Here is a 21777-nt window from a genome sequence, read left to right on the forward strand (position 1 = left end):
CAAAAAATATAAATAAAATATATATTATACATAAAATAAAATCCTCCAATGGGTGTCGGAGGAGGAAGTATCGTATGTCAAATTTTGTCAGGTTATTCTTCAGAATCCCTGTCGCCTAAAGATTCTTTTAATTTAAGAAGCTCTGCTTTTACAAATTCAAGTCGGTCAATAATGGTAATCGTTTCTGAAATCCTGCTGTTGGTCGTTAAAGCTACCCGCGCGCCATCCAGTGTATATCCTTTCTCCTTTACCAGATGGTAGATCATCTGAAGGTTTTTGATGTCTTCAGGAGTGAAATATCGGTTTCCTTTCCTGTTTTTTTTAGGTTTAATGATAGGGAATTCCTGTTCCCAATAACGTATTAATGAAGTGTTTACGTCAAAAGCCTTAGCCACTTCCCCTATAGAATAATACAGTTTATCAGGTAAATTTATTTTCATTTTACAAATCCTAAACTTCAAAGATAAAAATTTTTTAAACTTGCATCCAAATATATATGGCAAAGTCCTGGTATTACATACATTTTAACACGTTAGAAATAAAAAATCAGAATCGTATAAAAAAATAAGAATGACAAGTCATTTTTTATAATTTAGTGAATGACGAAAAAGTACAATGATTATGAAGCATTATTTTTTTATTGTAACACTTATGATTCCCTTTTTAGGATTTTCACAGTGGACGAGGACCGAGCTCAGGTCTCAGAGAGTTAAAAAGTCTCAGGAAAAATTAGAATTTTCAGGACTTTATACATTAGACTCTCATAAGTTAAGCCAAATTCTGAAAAATGCTCCGCAGAGGTCTTCCGGTTCCAAAGGAGTCATTATTTCACTTCCCAATGTCCATGGAAGACTTGAAAAGTTTCAGGTCTGGGAATCTTCGAATATGGCTCCTCAGCTGCAGGCTCAATTTCCGGATATCAGATCATATGTAGGAACGGGGCTAGACGATTCAGGGGTGTATTTGAGGTTTAGTCTGTCTCCCGAAGGATTTTCATCCATGCTTACCCGTTCCGGAATTTCTGAATTTATAGAACCGTATACGGAAGATAGAATGGTGTATGCTGTTTTTGATTCCAATGCAAGGAGAGGGCAGGATAAGGAGCCTTTTGAATGTACTGCAAGGGATACTGTGAAGAAAACTGATTATAAAATAACAGACACAATCAAAAATTAAAGCAGCGACGGGCGTTTCTGCCGGTCCTTTTTTGTTTAACTTTGTGGTGAGGCCTTATTTATAGTACCTTTATAAATGTTATCACTCCTTTTGTTAAAATATAGATGATGAAATCTATCTCTGTTCTTCATATTGACCTATTCCAGACGGGCAGAAGCACCTCTGATTTCTATTTTAATACCATGAAAAATCATTTGGTTGTAGGTCACAAGCATATAGAGAAACCCCACAGGCATGATTTTTATGCCGCTGTACTTTTTACCCGAGGAAAAGGCACTCATGAAATCGACTTCCAGAAATATGAGGTCTCGGAAGGAAGTCTTTTCTTTTTGTCACCCGGACAGGTTCACAGTTGGGAACTTTCAGAAGATATCGATGGTTATATATTCTTTTGCTCACAGGAATTTTACGAGATACATTATGTCAATCAGAAGCTGAGGAATTTTCCATTTTTCGGATCTGTTACTTTTCCCAGAAAACTTCAGCTGCATACTGTGGAATTAGAGGAAACCGTTAGATTGTTTGAAAAATTAGGCAACGAATATCAATCTAAACATATCATGAAAGAAGGTCTGATCCTTTCATTGATGTCTCAGCTGTTTATCTATGCTGCCAGATTGTTTTCAAGAGATACTGATTTTCTGGAATCTTCAGCCGGTCCTTCCTATTTTAAACATTATCAGGATTTTGAAACCCTTATTGAAGAACATTTTACAGAGGAAAAATCGATTGCGTACTATGCTTCATTACTCGAAATATCCTCAAAGCACCTTAACAGGATCGTAAAGACCGTGGTTCAGAAAACCGCCACCGATGTTATTACAGAAAGAGTAGTCCTGGAAGCTAAAAGAATGCTGATGTATCTTGATGAAAGCCTTGTAGAAATTGCTTTCAGACTTGGCTACGAAGAATATTCCTACTTTGTAAGAGTCTTCCGGAAAAGTTCCGGAATGACCCCTACGCAGTTTATGAGGAAATATAAGGCTTAAAAGAATTGATAATTGAAAGTTGATAATTAAAAAACGGGGAGTTGAAGGTTTTTCTGAGAACATAAGATAATATGGGTAACCTGTAACACTCAAACACTCCATGCCTATAATGCCAGTTTAAACGGTCCTTCAAAAGTGGTTTCAAAAGAGTCTACGAGTTTTCCTTTTTCATCAAAAACACCAATGACCATATTTTGTTTTGAAAATTTGATGTCTTCTTCAGGAAACGTAATATTAATATTTCCTTTGAGGATTTCATCACCCTTCAATATGATTTTTTCATTTCCGAAATAGGTGATCTCTGCATGATCCGGAGTGATAACTTTAATGGTTAAGGTTTTCTTTTCATTGGATTTGTTTAACAGAGTATAAATAAAGGTATTCGTAATCTTTCCGTCTTTAATAAAAAAGGTAGAACCTGCAGGTTTGATAAACTTTGCTTCCATAGACCCACGGTCATACATCAGGAATCCAAGGAATCCGATAAGAAGAGCAAGAATGACCGAGGTAGCCTTCATTCTCGGAGTAAATCTGAATTGATCCTGGTTTTCAATTTCAGATTCTGTAGCATAACGGATCAGACCTTTTGGCAGACCTACCTTGTCCATCACTTCATCGCATGCATCAATACAAGCTGTACAGTTGACACATTCAAGTTGTTGCCCGTTTCTGATATCAATACCGGTAGGGCAAACGACAACACATTGGTTGCAATCGATGCAGTCTCCCTTTCCTGCTGCTTTCCGGTTTTCATTATTTCTCCATTTTGAACGACCTTCGCCTCTTTTAAAATCATAGCCCACATTAATGGTCTGCTTATCAATCAATACCCCCTGAAGCCTTCCGTACGGGCATACCAAAGTACATACCTGCTCACGAAGCCATGCAAAAACAAAATAAAAAGTCATCGTGAAAAAAATCATCGTGATAAACTTCAGAGGATGCTCGGAAGGGCCTTCAATCATGATACGGAATACCTGCTCATAGCCTACAATATACATAAACATGAAGGTAGAAATGACCAATGAAATGAAAAGAAATACAGACCATTTTGTAAGCCTTTTTCTTATTTTTTCAGCATCCCATTCCTGTCTGTCGAGCTTCATCTGCTTGTTTCTGTCACCTTCTATCCAATATTCAATTTTACGGAAAACCATCTCCATAAAAAGGGTTTGCGGGCAAAGCCATCCACAGAATATTCTTCCGAAAACTACCGTGAACAGCATCACAAATATTACAGAAGTCACAGCTCCCAATGCCAGAATAAAAAAGTCCTGAAGATAGAATGGCTGACCAAGGATAAAAAATCTTCTGTCGATAACATTAATCAGTAAAAAGGATTATTATTGATTTTTACAAAAGGAAGCCCAAAGAAAAGAGCAAGAAGGATATAGCTGGTATAATTCCTGTAATTGGTGTATTTTCCTTTAGGTTTTCTGGGGAATATCCATTTTCTTTTTCCGGTTTCATCCATGGTTCCCACTGAATTTCTGAAATCTTCATTTTCAATCTCCAAGGATTTGATGTTGTTAGACTCTGCACTCATTATTGTATGCTATAAAAGTATTATGGTAGTATTTATACACAGGATCAATTCTTTGATTTTGTGCTGTTTTTTATAGAACAAATAATATCAATCCCTTTGGCACAAAGCTCTGAATTATATCAGTGGTCTCCTAATATGATCTACTTATTCAATAGGACAATTAGGACATTTTTCTTTTTCTGTTTTATTAGATCAAAATGAGAAAATATTTTGGGATCCTGTGGGGCATATCGTAAATTGCAGATCTAAAAATGAAGTATGAAGAATATCTGTACAATAGTTGGGATTGGTTTGGTTTTCGCATTGGTAAACTGCCAATCAGTAAATAGTAGTAAAATGTTTTATGAAGGTGTACAGCCGGAAAGGGTATCGGACCAGTTTAGTTTTACCGAAGGACCATCGGCAGATAAAATAGGAAATGTATATTTTACCGACCAGCCCAATGATAAAATTTATTATTGGGATTGGAAAACGAATAAGATCATAAAATTCCTGGACAAAACGGGAAGAGCAAACGGAACTCATTTTGATAAAGATGATTTTCTGATCACCTGTTCGGATGATCAGGGAGAAATGTGGAAAATTTCAAAAGATAAAAAAGTAGAGGTTTTGTTCAAAGGTTTTGAAGGCAAACGATTTAATGGCCCCAATGACGTCTGGAATGACACTTCAGGAGGTATGTATTTTACCGATCCGCTATACGAAAGAGACTACTGGGTTAATTTTAAACAGGAACTATCCCATAAAAGTCTTTATTACAGGGATAACAAGGGCAAAATCGTCAAACTGGAAACATTTACGCAGCCCAACGGAATTATTGGTAGTGAAAAATTAAAAAAGCTATATATTTCAGACATTGATGCCGGAAAAACTTATGTTTACGATATACTCGGAAATGGAAAACTTTCTCCCAAAAGGTTATTCTGTGAAATGGGTTCTGACGGAATGACGCTCGATAAGCACGGAAACCTTTATTTGACAGGAGACGGAGTACATATTTTTAACCGAGATGGCAAGAAAATATACCATATTTCTATCCCTGAAAAATGGACGTCGAACGTGACTTTCGGTGGGGAAAACAATGATATCTTGTTCATTACAGCTTCAAAATCGGTGTATACTTTTCCGATGAGAGTGAGAGGAATAAAATAATTTTCGTGTCATTGCGAGGAGCGTAGCGACGAAGCAATCTCATACCTACAATTATATTGAATGATAAGAGATTTCTTCCCTTCGCTCGCAATGACTATATATTATTGAGGAGTATTTTAATAAGCAACCTCCATCTTTATCTTTTTCCCTTTCAGTTTTTCATTCTGGAGCTTTTTTAACACAGCATTGACTTTACTTCTGGAAACGGCTACATAAGAGGTCGTGTCTTTTACTTCAATCAATCCGATGTCTTCTTTCTGAAGGTCTCCTTTTTTGATCAGATATCCTACAATATCAACTTTATTAACTTTATCTTTTTTGCCGACACTGATATAAATAGTCTGGAAAGGTGTTTTTTCAGGAACTTTAGTAAAACCGGCTACACTTTCTTCCTGAGTATCATTTTTAATGAATGGGAAATTTTCTTCTTCAGTCATAATCAGATACACAAATCCTTTGGCATTCATTCTTGCCGTACGTCCGTTTCTGTGGATGAAGGCATCTTCTTTTGGCGGAAGCTGGTAGTGAACGATAGATTCTACTTCGGGAACATCAAGACCACGGGCGGCCAGGTCGGTAGTGATAAGAATTCTCGCAGAATCATTTCTGAACTTCAGTAAGGCACGCTCCCTTTCATCCTGTTCCATACCACCATGAAAGGTTTCTCTGTCGATCCCCATCTGATGAAGAAGCTCAGAAATACGATCAACGGCATCACGGTGATTACAAAAGATCAAAGTTCTTTTGTTCCCGATTTTACAAACCAGATTGAAGAGTGTGTCCAGCTTTTCCTCAGGAATAGTCATCACTTTTCTTAACTGAATATCGGGTTTTACTTCATTTTCTTTAAGGAAGCTGATTACTTTTTCATCTTGTAAGCCTGTAAATGCTGGGATTTGATCCATTGCTGTTGCAGACGTTAAAATCCTTTGAGAAAGTCCTTTCAAAGAATTGCAGATAAATTCCATATCATCATGAAATCCCAGTTCCAAAGCTTTGTCGAATTCATCCAAAACCAATGTTTTAATCGTCTTTGGGTCAAAATTGTTGTGTCTCAGGTGGTAAGTTACCCTTCCCGGAGTTCCGATTAAAACAGCAGGAGCTTCAATTAAATTGTTGACTTCAATCTTTTTATCATGCCCGCCATAGCAAACAGAAACTTTAAAGTCTGTTCCCATAGCTTTAAAAACCTGCTCAATCTGTAAAGCCAGTTCTCTGGCCGGAACGAGTATCAGAGCCTGAACTCCCTGCACATTTTTCTTCAGGTTTCTCAGAACCGGAAATAAAAAAGCAAGTGTTTTTCCTGATCCGGTAGGAGAGAGCAGTACAATGTCCGTATTGTTTTCAGAGGCTTTATAAGTTGACTTCTGCATCTGATTCATATCCTGAATCTGCAGCTTTTGATAGATTGATTGTAGTTCCATGGTGCAAAGGTAGTGAATTTTGGAGTTTGGAAGTTTTAGGATAGGACGGTTTGAAAATTGTGAATGGGAAGCCTTGGGAATAGCATCTTTTGTATTTCGATGTTGGTGTCATTCTGAACGGAACGGAATAGTGAAGAGTCTCAAAACTGTATATAAATCATTTTACGGAAAGCCGTAATGTATTTGTATGTCCTTCCAATAATTTTGAAGCAATAAACTTAATGTCATGAAACTCTATCAAACCCTTGAAAAACAGATTAAGAAAGAACCTAATTATATTTCTGATAACGGAGAAATTAAAAAATGGGTGGTTTTGAATAAAGCACAAAACTTTGATGAAGAACTCATTGGATTATTGTTGGAAGACCCTGATTTGAAAGCAAAATTTTTCATCCAAGTAAAAGAGGTATGGGTGTTCAAACAAAACCTTTTCATCCAGTTTCTTGAGCAGAAAAATTATCTGAATGACAGCTATACCCAGTTTAAAAACAAAGTAGGATTAACTATTGATGGTAAGCATCTGAAGCAGCGCAACGAAGTGTCGTTGGTCTGGCCATTTAAAGACTGTATTTTGGAAGGCGGACAAAGCCGTGAGGAAGATAAAAGAGAAGAGATTTTCTTCAATGAAGTGCTGGCACAGGATGAAATTACCGAACTGCTGGATCCAAAAGTGCTAACCAACACCAAACGCTTTGATAAAGATGGTGAACATCATTTTGCCCGATTCAATAGAAATGAAAAGGGAACGATTACTGATAATTTAATTATTAAAGGAAACAATTTGCTAGCCTTGCATTCTCTCAAAAAGGAGTTTGCTGGAAAGGTGAAGCTTATTTATATAGACCCGCCTTATAATACAGGAAATGATGGGTTTAAATATAATGATAGTTTTAACCATTCTACCTGGCTGAGTTTTATGAAGAATAGGCTTAGTGTCGCACGAGAATTATTAAGAAATGATGGGCTTGTTTTTGTTCAGTGTGATGATAATGAACAGGCATATTTAAAAGTATTAATGGACGAAATTTTTGCAAGAGAAAATTTTGTGAGTAATATTGTTTGGAAAGGTAGAGGTGGAAGACAAGATAGCAAATTCATTGCACAGATTCATGAAACAATTATTTGTTTTTCAAAAAATATTTCCAATTTAAAACTGTTTAAAACTACGGTTGAGGATACATCTACATATTCATTAAAAGATGAGAAAGGTAATTATAAAACTCAATTGATTAGAAAATGGGGAAGTAATAGTAGAAGAGCTGATAGACCTAATTTGTATTATGGAATTGAATTTGAAAATGAAATTATTTTCCCTATTCTACCAGATGGAACCGATGGCTGTTGGAGATGGAGTAAAGCTAAACTTAGAAACTCAATTGAAAATGGAGAAGTGATATTGATTGAAAAAGAAGGGAGGAAAGAATTGTATGAAAAAATACGCGAAAAAGATGGAACCAAACAAATTGTTTTTAACTCTTGGATTGATGAATCATTTTCTGGACAGGGAGCAAAAACTATTCAAGATATTTTTAGAATAAAAGTATTTGATTATCCTAAACCAGAACAATTAATAGCTAAATTAATTGAAATATCAACGCAGGAAAATGATATTATTCTCGATTATCACCTCGGAAGTGGTACCACAGCATCCACAGCTCACAAAATGAATCTTCAATATATCGGAATAGAGCAAATGGATTATATAGAAACGGTTGCAGTAGAACGCTTGAAAAAAGTAATTGATGGCGAACAAGGCGGCATCTCCAAATCCGTCAACTGGCAAGGCGGCGGCTCCTTCATCTACCTCGAGCTCAAAAAATACAACCAAACCTTCATAGAAAAAATAGAAGAAGCAAAAGATGCAAAAACGCTCCTTCAGATTTGGGAAGAGATGAAAGAAAAGTCATTTCTTAATTATAATATAGATATCCAAAAGCAGGAGGAATATATTGAAGATTTCAAAACATTAAGCTTGCAGGAACAAAAGCAGCATCTTTGCGAACTGCTCGATAAAAACCAGCTCTATGTAAACCTTTCTTCTCTTAAGGATGGGAATTTTGCATGTACTCCGGAAGAACAGAGAGTAACCCGGGAATTTTATCAACTTAAAAACTAGGCATATGGCATTTTTACATGAAATATTCAATAATCCGTTTGCCCGTAAGGCTCTTGCAGAAGTTTCTTTACCTAATGGAATCACCGATAACCTGAAGTTTGGAATTCGCCCTTATCAGGAAGAAGCATTCAGACGTTATTTGTATACGGAAAGGGAAGATTTTGATGGGAAGCCTAAGAAACCCTTACATCTTCTTTATAATATGGCAACGGGAAGCGGGAAAACAATGGTGATGGGTGGTTTGATACTTCACCTTTATCAGAAAGGATATCGGAATTTTTTGTTTTTTGTCAACAGTAATACTATAATTCAGAAAACGACGGATAATTTTCTCAATCCCCATACTTCTAAATATTTATTTCAGAATAAAATCGTTATTGATGGGAAAGAGGTCTTTTTAAAGGAGATTGATAATTTTGATGAATCAGACCATGAAAACATCAATATCAAATTTACCACCATTCAGCGGCTTCACACTGATTTAAATAACACCAAAGAAAACAGCGTTACCTATGAAGATTTTCAGGATAAAAAGATGGTATTGATTGCCGATGAGGCCCATCATTTAAACAGTGGTACCAAAAGCGGAAACCTGTTTGGAAGCTGGGAAGAGACCGTTCTCGAGATTCTGCATCAGAATTTTGAAAATATCCTTTTAGAATTTACGGCCACTCTGGATTATGAAAGCCGGGAAATCGCAGAGAAGTACAAAGACAAGGTTATTTATAAATATGATCTGGCGCAGTTCAGAACAGATAAATTTTCTAAGGAAATCAACCTTGTCCGCTCCTTATATGATGAGCAGGAAAGAATTATTCAGGCTTTAATTCTTAATCTGTATCGCCAGGAATTGGCTACTGTTCATCATATCAATCTGAAACCCGTTATTCTTTTTAAAGCCAAGAAGACCATCAAAGAATCTGAACAGAATAAGGAAAACTTTCACAAGCTGATCGATGCTTTTTCTGAAACGATGGTAGATAAGATCAGGAAAACATCAACCGTTCCTATTGTTCAGAAAGCTTTTGATTTCTTTGAAGGCAGAAATATTTCAAAAGGAGATATTGTAAAACGGATACAGAATCATTTCCGGGAAGAAAATTGCCTGAGTGCCAATAATGACTTAGAAGCAGAGAAAAACCAGATTTTACTCAATACATTGGAAGAAGAAAACAATCCTATCCGTGCTGTATTTGCAGTGCAGAAACTTAATGAAGGCTGGGATGTTCTCAATTTATTTGATATTGTAAGATTATATGAAGACCGGGATGGGAAAGATGGTAGACCCGGAAAGACAACCCTTTCCGAAGCACAGCTCATCGGACGTGGAGCAAGATATTTTCCTTTTTCTGTGAAGGAAGGTGAAGATAAGTTTGTAAGGAAATATGATGATGACATTTCAAACGATCTGAAAATCCTGGAAGAGCTGTATTATCATACCAAAGAAGACAGCCGCTACATTTCAGAGCTTAAAAAAGCGTTGGTAGACTCCGGAATATATGAAGATGAGGCCAATCTTGAAACAAAGCAGTTAAAATTGAAGCCTGTATTTAAAACCACAGAATTATACAAAAACGGACTTGTATTTTCCAATAGCAAAATCCCAAAAAGCTTTACTCATATAAAGTCTTTTGAAGATCTGGGAATGAGCAGACCCAATTTTAAATACCAGCTTTCTTCGGGAAATGGCAGGACTTCTAATGTGTTTTTTGAACCGGAGAAACCCGCCTCTCCTGATGAAGGAATAAAATCTAAAGGAGTCAGAATTCAGGATATTCAGAAGCATGTAGTAAGATATGCCCTAAGCCGGAATCCTTTTTATTACTTTGATAATCTTTCGCGCTATTTTCCCAATATAACATCGATCTGGGAATTTATACATGATACAACCTATTTGGGTGGAATGGAAATCATATTCTACGGAACCCAAAGCCGTCTACAGGAAATTTCACATTTTGATTACCTCCAGGCTCTGAATGGATTACTTCAAACTATAGAAGCCGATATTAAACATAATACTCCGGATTACGAAGGTTCATCGTTTCAGCCGCAGCCTATTCATAAGGTTTTCAGAGATAAGGAGATCAAAGTTACCAAAGGCAGTATAAGAGCAGATGGGCAGGAAAGTGTGGTTTCAGATGAAGCTTGGTATGCCTACAATGCTAATTATGGAACTATTGAAGAAAAAAGGTTTGTAGACTTATTTTCCAGGCGCTTCCAGGGGCTGAAGCAAAAATTTCAGGATGTTCACCTGATCCGTAATGAAAGGGAGGTGAAGATCTTTGATAAACTGGGACGCGCTTTTGAACCGGATTTTATTCTGTTTTGCAGCCAGAAGAAAGATAAACAGCTGACATACCAGGTGTTTATAGAGCCTAAGGGAACCCATTTAATTGATTACGACAGATGGAAAGATGATTTTTTGAGAAAAATGGGCGATCAAAAGAAAACCATTACGATTCATACGGATGAGTATTTAATTACGGCAGTGCCGTTTTATAACCATGAAACTGAAAAAGAATTTGACCAGGCGCTGGAAAAAACCTTTATGGGCTAATTTTCCGGCTTCTCCTTATTTTTAAATCCGTCAATCTTTTAATAAATCTCTTTGAACTTCAGTTGTTTAACGGGAAATTATGAATATGTAAAACTATTGCTTATCTCAAATAAAAAACATATCTTTGCACCCACTTTTTGTGCTAAAGGTCTAAGAAAGTAAAATATTAAATATTAATAACTTCCGTATTTTTCAATCACATTTGTTAAGACCGTTGAAAGAGAAGGAATACAAATTTATTTAGAATTATGTCAAAAGAGACAAATTCAGCAGAATTATTATTAAACCAAAACGTAGCACCAGAACAATTTGATTGGGATTCTTTCGAATCAGGTCTTGATGCAGATGCGAGAAAAGAAAAAAGCGATTTAGAAGAGATCTACAACGGATCATTAAACAACTTAGACGATAATGACGTATTAGTTGGTAAAGTTGTAAGATTAACTGACAAAGAAGCTATCGTAGACATCAACTTCAAATCTGAAGGTGTTATTTCTCTTAACGAATTCCGTTACAACCAAGGCCTTAAAGTAGGTGATGAGGTAGAAGTAATGGTTGACAAGAGAGAAGACAAAACTGGTCAGTTACAATTATCTCACAGAAAAGCTAGAACGCTTAAAGCTTGGGATAAAGTAAACGAACTTCACGAAACTGGAGAAATCGTTAACGGTTTTGTTAAATCAAGAACTAAAGGTGGTATGATCGTTGACGTTCACGGAATCGAAGCATTCTTACCTGGTTCTCAAATTGACGTTAAGCCAATTAAAGATTACGATCAGTTCGTAGGAAAAACTATGGAGTTCAAAGTTGTGAAAATCAACCCTGAGTTCAAAAACGTAGTAGTTTCTCACAAAGCATTGATCGAAGCAGATATCGAAGGTCAGAAAAAAGAAATCATCGCTCAGCTTGAAAAAGGTCAGGTTCTTGAAGGTACTGTTAAGAATATCACTTCTTACGGTGTATTCATTGACTTAGGAGGTGTTGATGGATTGATCCACATTACAGACCTTTCTTGGTCTAGAGTGAACCACCCATCTGAAATCCTTGAGGACGGACAGACTGTAAAAGTTGTAATCCTTGATTTCGATGACGAGAAAACAAGAATCCAGTTAGGTATGAAGCAATTAGAAGCTCATCCTTGGGATGCTCTTTCTGCTGACATGAAAGTTGGAGATAAAGTAAAAGGAAAAGTAGTAGTTCTTGCTGACTATGGTGCATTCGTAGAAATCGCTCCAGGTGTAGAAGGATTAATCCACGTTTCTGAAATGTCTTGGTCTACTCACTTAAGATCTGCTGGAGATTTCGTAAAAGTAGGTGATGAAGTAGAAGCTGAAGTATTAACTTTAGATAGAGAAGAAAGAAAAATTTCTCTTGGTATCAAGCAATTGTCTAAAGATCCATGGGAAAACATCGAAGCTAAGTATCCGGTAGGATCTCAGCATGTAGGAACGGTAAGAAACTTCACTAACTTTGGTGTATTCGTAGAGTTAGAAGAAGGTATCGACGGGTTAATCTACATCTCTGATCTTTCTTGGACTAAGAAAATCAAGCACCCATCTGAGTTCTGCGCAGTAGGTGATAAATTAGATGTTGTAGTTCTTGAACTAGATATCCAGGCTAGAAGATTATCTCTAGGTCACAAGCAATTGACTGAAAACCCATGGGATAAATTCGAAACTAAATATGCTGAAGGAACTATCCACGCTGGTAAAGCTGTAGAAGTACACGATAAAGGAGCTTCTGTACAGTTTGAAGATGCTGAGGTTGAAGCGTTCTGCCCTTCAAGATTATTAGAGAAAGAAGATGGATCTAAAATCAAAAAAGGTGAAGAAGCTCAATTCAAAGTAATTGAATTCAACAAAGAATTCAAGAGAGTAGTAGTATCTCACACAGGGATCTTCAGAGACGAAGAAAAGAAAAACGTTAAAGAATCTTCTTCTAGAAACGTATCTTCTTCTTCAAACAACGAAGAAAGATCTACTCTTGGAGACATTGATGCATTAGCAGAGTTGAAAAGAAAAATGGAAGAAGGTAAATAATCTTTGAACCATTCATAAATAAGGAGCCGCTCATTTGAGCGGCTTTTTTTATACCTTATTTTCAGGAGCTTTTTCCCGCTATCCACTCATACTCCTCGCGCCTTCTCACTCCGCTCCTAAATCCACTAAATCTCCAGCCTTTGCTGTGGGGTAACCGTTCCTATCGGGGCTATGACAGACGTCCTGCTATACATTTGGTAAGATAATATGGAATAATTATAAACCTAACAGGTTTTCAAAATCTGTTAGGGTTGTCGTTTAAGTAAAATTGATATGATTGATTTTATTATCCGGCGCAGCTACATTCCTCAAAACTTTAATTTATAAGTCGTACCTTTGCAGGCTGAAAAAAATTATGAAGAAGCAAAATATACTAAAAGGCGTTTTATTTGTTGGGATTGGAGCTAGTATATACGGTATGTTGGCCACGTTTGTGAAAATGGCTTACCATGACGGTTTTACAACTTCGGAAGTTACTACATCCCAGTTTGTGTTAGGTTTGACAGGATTACTGATCCTTAATTTTATCCAGACCATTACCTCGAAGCAGAAATTATCATTACCCAATTCTAAAGAAGTCAGAATGCTGATGCTGGCAGGAACTTCATTAGGAGGAACCAGTTTATTCTATTATATTGCTGTGCAGTATATCAATGTTTCCATTGCGATTGTATTATTGATGCAGTCGGTATGGTTCAGTGTGGTAGTTGAGAGCATTCTTACAAAAAAATTGCCCAATGCAAGAAAGGTGATTTCGGTGATTATAGTATTATTGGGAACAGTATTGGCGACCAATCTTATCAATATGGAAATAGAGCTGGATTGGCATGGGGTGTTCTGGGGGCTAATGGCTGCCGGCTCTTATACTTTGACTATGTTTACCTCAAACACGATAGCTACTCATTTACCGGTTTTCAGAAAGAGCCTTGTAATGCTTGCGGGAGGTTCTATTATCGTTTTTTCGTTCTTATTCTTTGCTCAGATAGGGCCAATGTATTTTGACGGATTACAATCTTTATATTTAAATTTTACCGAAAATACGGAGCATATTCATCCTTTTAATTATTCGATCTTCTGGACATATGGAATTATTTTAGCTCTGTTCGGAACCATTATTCCCCCAATTCTGTTTAATGTCGGTTTCCCGAATGCAGGATTAGGATTAGGAAGTATTGTTTCCTCTTTAGAGCTTCCGGTTTCTGTAACGATGGCGTTTGTTTTATTGGGCGAAAAAGTGTTTTTAATACAGTGGGTAGGAATCGTGCTGATCCTTTTTGCTATTGTATTAATGAACTTACCTTCCAAAAAAGAAAAGGAAGTCCAGGTCCCTGAACTATCTTAATGAAATGAAATTTAAATAAAAATACCAGATAAAAAACCGTTCTTTATGGAACGGTTTTTTTAATTTTAATCATCTAAAATAAATTTTCATGAAATATGTAAGGAATGCAGTAATGGTTATAATGTTGGCTGCAGGAACAGCAGGCATTTCCGCACAGGTAAAACCTCTCGATGCTCTGCTCTCTGATTATAAATATCCTTTCGAAGTTCATTATATCCATTTAAAATCTCAGGATAATGATTTGAAGATGGCATACATGGATGTAAAACCTCAAAAAAGTAATGGAAAAACAATAATGCTGCTTCATGGGAAAAACTTTAACGGAGCCTATTGGGAAAGAACAGCTAAAGACCTTTCTGCAAAAGGGTTCAGGGTGATAATTCCGGATCAGATAGGATTTGGAAAATCTTCAAAACCTCATGCTTACCAGTTTTCCTTTTCTCAGCTAGCAGAAAATACAAAGGCAATTCTGGATGATCTTAAAATTGATAAGACCATTGTTTTGGGCCATTCTATGGGTGGAATGGTGGCGACACGCTTTACATTATTATACCCGGAAAAGGTTCAGAAGCTGATATTGGAGAATCCTATCGGTTTGGAAGATTATAAAACTTTTGCTTCTTATCAGACCATTGACCAGGCATATCAATCGGAGCTTAAAAATACCGCAGAAACCTATAAAAATTATCAGCTTACATTCTATTATGACAATAAATGGAAAGAAGAATATCAGCCCTGGCTGGATCTTATTGCCGGCTGGACATTACATAAAGATTATCCTCAGGTCGCATGGGATGCTGCCCTGACCACTGACATGATTTACAATCAACCTGTTTGTTATGAGTTTAAAAATATAAAAACTCCTGTATTACTGATCATTGGGACAAGAGACAGGACGGCAATAGGGAAGGATAGGGCTCCTAAAGAGCTTCAGGCGAAAATGGGACAATATCAGGAACTTGGCAAGAAAACACAACAGGAAATAGCCGGTTCTAAACTGGTGGAAATTGAAAATGTAGGGCATTTGCCACACATTGAAGTTTATCCTCAGTTTTTTAAAGCATTATATGACTTTATAAAATAAGATATAATAAGTTGAAACATTAAGACGTGTATCTCCTTATCGGTTACAGGCAGAGCAGGCAGCCTATACATATCTTAATGTTTCAAATATTGATGCTATTATGAAGCAACACAGGTTATCTTTTCCTAAATAGTAAGAGTGAAAATACCCCGATTCCGGAAAAAAGAGTACAGGCAATTCCAAGGTGCTGAATAAATCCTATACTTACCAATCCCAGTCCAATCATCACATAATAGATCAATCCCAATAATGCTCCAGCGCTTCCTGTTTCATTTTTATATTGTATCAGGGCCGTGCTCAGGATATTGGGAATAGCCATACTGAAAGCCATGACAATAAAAAAGTATGGGATTACAAAATAAATTCCTTCTCCTGTTAATATCCAGACCATTACAGAGGCAATGAAAGAGCCAAGAGTACTGATTTTTATTAAACCTGAAGATTCAAGCCCTTTTAATAACAGGCGTCTGTTGAGCTGTGCGCCGGCAAAAGTGCCTGCTGCAAGTACAATGCTGCTGTATCCGAAAGCGTACGATGAATATTCCTGCTCTTTAAAAATAAAAGGAGCCAGAGAATAGTACGAAAATAATAAAACATTAAAACTCATAATCAACAAACAGCACCTGATGATTTCATGATCTGTAAGCATTCGTTTTAATAAGCTGATCAGTGTTTTGAAGCTTATTTGTTTTGGAAAAGGAAATGTTTCAGAGACTCTTTTCTGGGACAATATATAAAATAGCGCGGCCACAAGACATAAGGTGATAAAAACACCCTGATATCCGGAGACTGAAGCCAGCAGCGACCCTGTAAGCATACCGATAACAGGGCTGACGGATAGACCTATTCCGATCCAGGAAAATACTTTGCTGATGTGTTCTCTATCATAAGTATCACGTAAAATTGTTTGGGTAACAATAGAACCTACTGAAATACCGAATGCGGAGATAATCCTCGCGCTAAGCAATATCATGAAACTGGGTGCGAAAACGGCTGCAACTGTTCCGATTCCGTAAGTTATTAATCCGTATTGCAATGATTTTTTTCTTCCGATCCGGTCGCATTGTATTCCCCAGAAAGCGACTCCTAAAGCGAAGGCTATAAAATATAAACTTATCGTCAGTGTCGCTGATTCTTCTTTCACTCCAAAATATTCCTGTACCGACGGCAAAACCGGACTGTAAATAGTTTCCACAAATTGAGGAAGCATCACCAGTAATGTCAGCAACCACAACGGATTTGTCTTTTTCATTTTTTTCTGCAAAGTTTCCAAAAATTCAATGTATATTTATAATGATATAAAAACAAAAAATATCAAAAATAGGACATGGCGATTCTAAAACAAAATCAGGAATTTGATGCAGATTCTCTACCAGGGAAAGTAATAGGAATCGCTTCTGATATGGTAATGCATGATTCCGGTTTTCATTGCCATGTGACGAAAACCCAGCTTTTATATGCCCCTTCCGGTTGTATGACGGTTACCACTTCAGACAGGCAGTTTGTGCTGCCGCCGTTCAGAATGTTGTGGATTCCTGCCCATGAGGTTCACAGGGTAAATTTCCGTAATATGGTAGCGTACAGATCCATTTATTTTGATAGGGAATATGCTGCAGGTTGTATAAATTCAAGCCTTAAAGTTTTACATGTCAACCCTTTGCTGAAGGAGATTATTGAAAGAATGTGTTTCTGGGAATGGAGTGTTCCTGACGATTATCAGGAGAATATTATAAAGGTATTCTGGAATGAAATGAATGGAGCTCCTGAAGAAAAACTGGTCCTTAAAATGCCGCAGGACACACGTTTGAAAAAAATTTCAGAAGAATGGACCAAACGATTATCGATGCCTCCGATGTTGAAAAATCTCGCCGAAAATACAGGGGCGGTTGAAAAAACAATCACCCGGATTTTTAAGAAAGAAACCGGATTATCCTATCAGGAATGGAGGCAGCAATGGCGTCTTCAGAGATCCATCGAATTGTTGGTGGAAGGAAATTCGATAGGGGAAGTTTCTCATATTTTAGAATTTTCCTCCGATAGTGCCTTTATTGATTTTTTTAAAAAACAGACAGGATCAACACCGTTACAATACCTCATGCAGAACGGGTAAATCTTCAATTTTTACTGATACCTTAAACCAACGGTTATTTCTGAAAAGTGACCGAAAGCCGGTTGGGTGCCGGAATGACCGGTCAAAAATGTTCCAGAGTGTTTCTTGCCCTATGCAAAGTCTGTTGATGAATAATTTGCATAACATTGTATGACCATATAAAAACAAATGTCATGAACGATTATACCAATACAATAGAAGTAAGTACTACACCGCATCGGGTGTATGAAGCCCTGACTCATAGTATTCCTCTCTGGTGGTCTGCGTTGTTTACTGGGTCATCATCAGCAATTGGGGATGTATTTACCATACGGTTTGGAGATCATATTCACAAAACATTTAAAGTAGAGGAGATGATACCTGATTCAAAAGTTGCCTGGTATGTGGAAGATTCACTGATTGCCCTTCCTGAATTGAAAAATCAAACCGAATGGATCGGAACAACGGTAGTTTGGGAAATAGTAAAAAAGAAAACAATGCTTTGATAAAGGTAACTCACATCGGATTACGCCCTGCAGTTGAATGTTATGAAATATGCTCTACTGGCTGGGTGCAGTTTCTCGGTAGCCTTAAGCAGTTTTTAGAAACGGGAAAAGGATCTCCGTATGAAAAATAACATCTCGTTTTGGTACAATGCAATATTTAAAAAAGTAAATTCTCTATTCTGGAATTACCTCAATTCTAAACCTGACAGGTTTATCCACTTTATTCTCAGCCTCGGTAAAAAATAAAATTGCTGTAGCTCAAAAAAAGAAGCTGTCTACACATGGTAAACAGCCTCTTTTTGCATTTATTGTTGTCTGAATTATTTCTTCTTGTAAGCAGCGTCTTTGATTCTTGCTTTCTTACCTCTAAGGTCTCTGAAGTAGTAAATTCTAGCTCTTCTAACTCTACCTCTTCTGTCAACTTCAATTTTTTGAAGTGCCGGCATGTTGATAGGGAATACTCTTTCTACACCTACATCACCAGACATTTTTCTGATAGTGAAAGTTTTTGTAGAACCAGTACCTCTTAGTTGAATAACTGTTCCTTTGAAGAACTGAGTTCTGGTTTTTTGTCCTTCTTTAATTTCGTAATACACAGTAATTGTATCACCTGCTTTGAATTCAGGGAATTCTTTTTAGCAATGTACTTGTCTTGTACGTACTTTAATAAATCCATTATTAATAAAATAAAATGTTAAAGCTAAGCAACTTACACGCTTTTCGTCAGAGGTTGAATAACAGGTTGCAAATGTACAAAATAGTTTTTGAATATACCAAACAATTAATGTGTTAAAAACTATAATTTTTCAATTTCGATTTTGTTAAAAAATTAACAGTTTGTTTAAGATTCCATCAGCCAGGATTTATATACGTAATTTACTTTTGCCCGAAATAAAAAATAGGATGCTTATTTTTTAAATCCTTGGTTTCCAATTTATCTGTAAAATATATACTATTTAAATAAATATATTATGAAACATTATTTCTTCTTTTTTTGTTTCGCGGTCCAGATGGCATTCGGACAGGTTTTGTTTCCTTATTTGCAAAACCCTACACCCAATTCCATGATCGTCAACTGGAAGACGGCTTCCAATAACGAGACTATCGTGATCTACGGAGATTCTCCCACAAATCTGAATGTCACTGTGACCGGTACAACCAATATCTTTTCTGATACAGGATACAATAATAACTACTATTACCACACAGCAAAGATTACCAATCTACAGCCCAACACCAAGTACTATTATAAGATAAAAACAGGAACGAGTGAATCTGCGGTCTACAACTTCAGAACTCTTCCACAACCGGGACAGGCAGTTACTGCCAATGGAAAAATCCGTTTCCTGATCATGGGAGACAATCAGATCAAAGCTGAACCGAGATATGATAGCCTTACTTTAAATGCCTATAAAAAATTAAAGGAAAAGTTCGGAGCCAATACCGATCCTTCTGATAATATCGCGCTTACTTTTATGGTAGGTGATCAGGTAGATGTGGGAACGTTAGATCATTATGAAAACGTCCACTTCAAAAAGAATATTAAATTATCACCTTACCTTCCTATCCAAACTACAGTAGGAAATCACGAAACCTATGCTCCGGTACCCGGAGGTATTCAGGGAATGGAATCTTATTATGCCCACTTTTATATTGATGAGATTAAATATAAAAATATCAGTTCCGGAAATGAAAATTACTATGCCCAGCAGGCAGGAAATGTGCTATTCATCAGTTTAAGTTCTGAGCATACGGGAGCAGCACAGCAAACTTGGCTTCAACAGGTTCTGAATGCAGCAAATAATGATGCTACGGTAGACTGGATTATTTCTTTAAGCCACAGACCGTATCAGGCAGAACAGTATGTAGGAGATATTTCTACATGGGTAAGGAATAATGCAGTGCCGCTTCTGGTGACTTCCGATAAATACCTGATGCATGTCGGAGCCCACCATCACCTGTATCACAGGGGACAATTAAAAGATACCCCGAATTATCAGATTATTTCAGGAGGAACAGCCTGGGACCAATATTGGGGAATGTCTAATGAGAAGGATTTTGATGATGTTCAGAAAACATTGACAGACTGGACGTATCAAATCATTGAAGTCGATATCCCGACAGGAAAAGTAGATGTGGAATGCTATTCTATCGGAGGAAAATATACCAAGAAAGATAATGTATTAATCGATTCTTTCCATAGGTATAAAAACCAGCCCAAACCGGCAAAACCATCAATCACCAATACATTTTCTGGAGCAATAACCCTGCCTTTGACATTGAACGGAAGTACATTTTCTTCGTCAAATAATGAACTTTTAAATACCACTCAATTTCTGATCAGTAAGGCTCCGGATTTTTCCGTTATTGAAAAAGAAATCTATCGCGATTTTGAAAACTGGTTTGGAAAAGACGGAAACGGAAATCCAGATGTCACTAAGAACTTAAATGCCGGCGTTGATATTACTCAGGTTCTCTTGCCGGGAAATTCAATTCCGAACGGAATATATTATGCAAAAGTGCGTTACAGAGACAGAAACCTGGAATGGAGTGACTGGAGTGACGTGAAACAATTTGAAATTACAGGAAGTGTAGTTTCTAATCCTACATTTACTTTAAATAAAACTGAATATGCACAAAATGAGCCGATAATCGGTACGTATACAGGAGGACCCGGCAATCAGCAAGATTGGGTAGGAATTTATAAGAAAGGACAGACTCCGGGGGCTTCAGTAACCTCTCAGGGATATGTTTATACTAACGGGCAGACAGCGGGTACAGCTAGCTTTAACAACGGTTTGGCGACTAAAGGACAATATTTTGCAGGATTCTTTGCCAATAACGGTTATACGGAAATTACCCCAAGGAAAAATTTCTATGTAGGTCCCAATGTAAAGCTGCAGGCAACTGCCGATAATTATCCCGTAGGAGGAACGGTTACGATTAATTTTACGGATGGGCCAAATCTTCAGAAAGACTGGATCGGAATTTATGAAATGGGGCAAACTCCGGGAACCACAAATTCAATCAAATGGAGCTACGTTACCACAGCTGCCGGAACCGTTAATTTTACAGGGCTTCCAAAAGGATATTATTATGCCCAGTACCTGCTGGAAGACGGATACAACGGAATCGGAAATAAAGTATTCTTCAAAGTAGGAGATATCGTTACTGAACTGTGGACGAATAAACCGGTTTATACTTTAGGCGAAAATATCACCGCTTCATGGACAGATTCTCCGGGAATTATCAAAGACTGGCTGGGAATTTACCCTCAAAGCATTCAGTCTCCGGATGATAATTTTGTATCGTATACTTATTTTGACGGAATAACGCAGGGAACCAAAGCAATCCAGGGAACAGCAGTGCCAAGTACACCGGGGAACTATTACATGGTCATGTTTACCAATGACTCTTACACGGAAGTATCAAATAGGGTGCAGTTCCAGGTGACATCCTCAACCCTGGGAACGGATGAAACTAAAAGTACAGAGAAAAATGTAGTATTATACCCCAATCCTACAAAACCTGGTGAACCTACATTCATTAAAAGTGATTATCCTATTGAGAAAATCGAATTGGTATCCGCCACAGGAGATTTGTTGTATGAAACGAAAAATATCAATAACCAACGCTTCTCGCTGGTCAATGAAAATCTTCCGAAAGGAGTGTATTTTGTAAAAGTTCACGCCAGAAAGTTGTTTACTTTAAAATTGATTATTCAATAAAAAGTTTATTAAAAGATAATGCTAAGCAG

14 protein-coding genes and 2 pseudogenes are annotated in these 21777 nt (G+C 37.0%); 11 read left to right on the forward strand and 5 right to left on the reverse strand.

Translation table 11 applies throughout. The features are described from left to right. Positions 1 to 92: 92 nt before the first annotated feature. The gene (locus tag H3Z85_14695) at positions 93 to 440 is read right to left on the reverse strand and encodes a MerR family transcriptional regulator (protein ID QPQ50671.1); all 348 of its coding nucleotides are present in this window, start codon (positions 438 to 440) and stop codon (positions 93 to 95) included. 181 nt (positions 441 to 621) lie between these two features. On the opposite strand from H3Z85_14695, the gene H3Z85_14700 reads away from it, so the two are divergent. Next, complete coding sequence (locus H3Z85_14700) at positions 622 to 1176, forward strand: hypothetical protein (GenBank protein QPQ50672.1); 555 nt, start codon at positions 622 to 624, stop codon at positions 1174 to 1176. A 107-nt stretch (positions 1177 to 1283) separates the two neighbouring features. Next, the gene (locus H3Z85_14705) at positions 1284 to 2165 is read left to right on the forward strand and encodes a helix-turn-helix domain-containing protein (protein ID QPQ53908.1); all 882 of its coding nucleotides are present in this window, start codon (positions 1284 to 1286) and stop codon (positions 2163 to 2165) included. A 104-nt stretch (positions 2166 to 2269) separates the two neighbouring features. On the opposite strand, the pseudogene ccoG reads toward H3Z85_14705, so the two are convergent. Beyond that, positions 2270 to 3711, reverse strand: a pseudogene (gene ccoG, locus H3Z85_14710) (cytochrome c oxidase accessory protein CcoG). Positions 3712 to 3969: 258 nt separating this feature from the next. Between ccoG and H3Z85_14715 the strand changes: the two are divergent. Beyond that, positions 3970 to 4863, forward strand: coding sequence for an SMP-30/gluconolactonase/LRE family protein (locus H3Z85_14715; GenBank protein ID QPQ50673.1), 894 nt, complete (start codon positions 3970 to 3972; stop codon positions 4861 to 4863). Positions 4864 to 4979: 116 nt separating this feature from the next. On the opposite strand, the gene H3Z85_14720 is transcribed toward H3Z85_14715, so the two are convergent. Beyond that, positions 4980 to 6287 (reverse strand): DEAD/DEAH box helicase, encoded by a 1308-nt coding sequence (locus H3Z85_14720; protein ID QPQ50674.1) that lies wholly within the window; start codon positions 6285 to 6287, stop codon positions 4980 to 4982. 226 nt (positions 6288 to 6513) lie between these two features. Here H3Z85_14720 and H3Z85_14725 point away from each other — a divergent pair, with 226 nt between their 5' ends. The 5 genes from H3Z85_14725 (at position 6514) to H3Z85_14745 (ending at position 15425) form a co-directional block, all read left to right on the forward strand. Then, positions 6514 to 8403, forward strand: coding sequence for a site-specific DNA-methyltransferase (locus H3Z85_14725; protein QPQ50675.1), 1890 nt, complete (start codon positions 6514 to 6516; stop codon positions 8401 to 8403). Between the two features lie 4 nt (positions 8404 to 8407). Then, positions 8408 to 10960 carry a DEAD/DEAH box helicase family protein gene (locus H3Z85_14730; GenBank protein ID QPQ50676.1) on the forward strand — a complete coding sequence of 851 codons (2553 nt, stop codon included), beginning with the start codon at positions 8408 to 8410 and terminating at the stop codon, positions 10958 to 10960. A gap of 248 nt (positions 10961 to 11208) precedes the next feature. After that, entirely contained in the window at positions 11209 to 12999 is a 1791-nt protein-coding gene (gene rpsA / locus H3Z85_14735; GenBank protein ID QPQ50677.1) for a 30S ribosomal protein S1, read from the forward strand. A 355-nt stretch (positions 13000 to 13354) separates the two neighbouring features. Continuing rightward, entirely contained in the window at positions 13355 to 14341 is a 987-nt protein-coding gene (locus H3Z85_14740; GenBank protein ID QPQ50678.1) for an EamA family transporter, read from the forward strand. Positions 14342 to 14429: 88 nt separating this feature from the next. Next, complete coding sequence (locus H3Z85_14745; GenBank protein ID QPQ50679.1) at positions 14430 to 15425, forward strand: alpha/beta hydrolase; 996 nt, start codon at positions 14430 to 14432, stop codon at positions 15423 to 15425. Between the two features lie 115 nt (positions 15426 to 15540). On the opposite strand, the gene H3Z85_14750 is transcribed toward H3Z85_14745, so the two are convergent. Beyond that, positions 15541 to 16677 (reverse strand): MFS transporter, encoded by a 1137-nt coding sequence (locus H3Z85_14750; GenBank protein ID QPQ50680.1) that lies wholly within the window; start codon positions 16675 to 16677, stop codon positions 15541 to 15543. 75 nt (positions 16678 to 16752) lie between these two features. Here H3Z85_14750 and H3Z85_14755 point away from each other — a divergent pair, with 75 nt between their 5' ends. Next, a complete protein-coding gene (locus H3Z85_14755) occupies positions 16753 to 17535 on the forward strand; it encodes a helix-turn-helix transcriptional regulator (GenBank protein QPQ50681.1) in 783 nt (260 codons plus the stop codon). A 173-nt stretch (positions 17536 to 17708) separates the two neighbouring features. Continuing rightward, a complete protein-coding gene (locus tag H3Z85_14760) occupies positions 17709 to 18020 on the forward strand; it encodes a hypothetical protein (GenBank protein QPQ50682.1) in 312 nt (103 codons plus the stop codon). Between the two features lie 320 nt (positions 18021 to 18340). Here the strand turns inward: H3Z85_14760 and rplS are convergent. Further along, positions 18341 to 18696: pseudogene (rplS, locus tag H3Z85_14765) on the reverse strand (50S ribosomal protein L19). Between the two features lie 295 nt (positions 18697 to 18991). On the opposite strand from rplS, the gene H3Z85_14770 reads away from it, so the two are divergent. After that, positions 18992 to 21748: a fibronectin type III domain-containing protein gene (locus H3Z85_14770; protein QPQ50683.1), complete on the forward strand. Its 2757-nt coding sequence runs from the start codon at positions 18992 to 18994 to the stop codon at positions 21746 to 21748. Positions 21749 to 21777: the final 29 nt, after the last annotated feature.

Origin of the sequence: Chryseobacterium indologenes, from assembly GCA_016025055.1 — a bacterium.
Classification (GTDB): domain Bacteria; phylum Bacteroidota; class Bacteroidia; order Flavobacteriales; family Weeksellaceae; genus Chryseobacterium; species Chryseobacterium indologenes.